The sequence below is a fragment of the Helicobacter didelphidarum genome, assembly GCF_003364195.1.
GTDB classification, from domain to species: domain Bacteria; phylum Campylobacterota; class Campylobacteria; order Campylobacterales; family Helicobacteraceae; genus Helicobacter_A; species Helicobacter_A didelphidarum.
The window spans coordinates 1-1,927 of record NZ_NXLQ01000103.1 but is presented as its reverse complement, the minus strand read 5'-3'; the positions used below and the strand labels follow the sequence as shown (position 1 = coordinate 1,927).

The following is a 1,927-nucleotide window of genomic DNA, read 5'->3' as shown; positions in this document are numbered from 1 at the left end:
GAAGCTTTTACCTTTCTTACTCTTTAGCTTTACTCTACCATTATGAGGACATTTAAGCTCATTATCTTCTAGGACAGGACAGAGGAATGCAGTGGAGATTATTTCTTTATTGTCATTAGAATCTTTTGCTTTAGATTCTAAGAGTGCTTTTTCTTTCTCTTGTATCTCTTGAGATTCAGAGCTATTACATTCTAGTTTGATATGAAGGCTTGAATGAATAAGAGAATAATGAAGTATCGTAAGTGTAGAAGAATGAAGGAATATTTGGAGGGTTTGAGTAAAGTTCTCTTTAGAATCTTTTGTGTCATAGTCTGTTTCACCGATTAAGTGATATATAGGTTTAGATTCTATCAACTCTCCATCATTATCTAATTCCCCAAAGTATAAAGGATTGTTAGGGGATTCTTTTGAGCCATTTAGGATTGTCCCATAGAATTGTATTTGTGTATTTGATATTTCTATACCTTGTTCTATCAAATCTTTTATATCAATTATGACATTATCATCATTCACACAAAGTAAATCCATTTATTCCCCTTTTATCAATATAAAACTTGCTTTGTTGTTGTTGATATTTCCCATATTAACAATAGGGCTTTTTTCATCTACATCTTGTGGGTTATTCCACAATATATGAAAATGTTTCATATAGCCATATTCTATGTTTTTTGCAGATTCGATATGTAGTATTTTATCTTTTCCATAAAAGCATTGAGCAAAGTCTGCATTGTATCCAAATACCAACTCAAGATTATCTTTTGTAAGATATGCTTTATTATTTTTATAGACCTCATAAGGTTTAAAGGCATAGAGTGAATAAAAAGTTGAAACCTTAAATAAAGTTTTGTCAAGCAAAGATTGTTCATCTCTATAAAAAGAAAATAGTTTTAATTCGATATTATGCTCTTGCATGAGCATAAGTGTATCTATAGCATAATTTTCATCTAGTCTTTTTTTGATTTCCTCATTATCATAGAATCCCTTAGCAAATATTTGACATTCAAAAAGCGTATCTCGTGTGATAAAAAGCAAATCTGATATAATAGTCAAAAGTGGTGTTTTGTGTATATTAGTTATTTTTGTCTTTTCTGTTTTGCTTTTATTTGTATCTGTTTTAAACATCTTAAAATGATTTTTATTCAAATGAAATACCATTTGAATAAATCTATTGAGATTATCAAGATTCCATTCCCACTTAGAATTGACATTCACATCACTTAAGAGGTAGTCATATAAATAAAGATACCAAGTGAGATATTTAATAGAATGGCTTCCTTCCTTTTCATTGATGGTATGATACAATCCAGCTATATCCTCCCCTAGCAATGCTATAGGTGAAGATATATAGCATTTATTTGCTTCTTCATTTGTTGAAGATTCTATATGATGCACTCTATCGCTTATGCTTAGCTTATATTTGTTTTCTTTATCAACTTTCGTGTTGCCTTTTTCATAGTTTTTGATAAGTGTTTCATAAAAACATACCAAAGCATTATCTATTTTTTTGTAAGTAACACTAGCTCTATCTTCTTCACCCGCTGTATCGACACAAAAATTTATACCAAAGTGTGTATTGTTATTTTTAGCAATCTTATTTAGCATATAATTGATTTTACTATTTGTCTCAAATATATACTTATTTGTTTTCCCTGCCTTCTCTCTAAGTTGTTTTGCAATCATTTCTTTTGTATCAGTTGTGTAATAAATAATCGTATCATAAGGAGGTTTTAAATCTCTTGCACCGGGCGAATTAAAAGTATATGCTTCATTGATATTTGCCTCATTTTTATCATCACATAGACTTAAAACTAGCATTTGTGTTAATGCTCCCCCTAATGAATGCCCTGTGATATTAAGTTTGGTATTAGAATCTATAGGAGAGATGAAATTCTCTAAAGTTGCTTCTTGAGTGGAATCTTTTAGTAAT

At 29.7% G+C, this 1,927-nt stretch carries 1 protein-coding gene and 1 pseudogene; both read right to left on the bottom strand.

What is annotated here, in order from left to right; genetic code table 11:
• Positions 1 to 528: pseudogene (locus CQA53_RS11085) on the bottom strand (hypothetical protein); the annotation flags it as partial.
• On the bottom strand, positions 529 to 1,927 hold a 1,399-nt coding region (locus CQA53_RS13435), incomplete at its 5' end, for a lipase family protein (protein WP_407918855.1).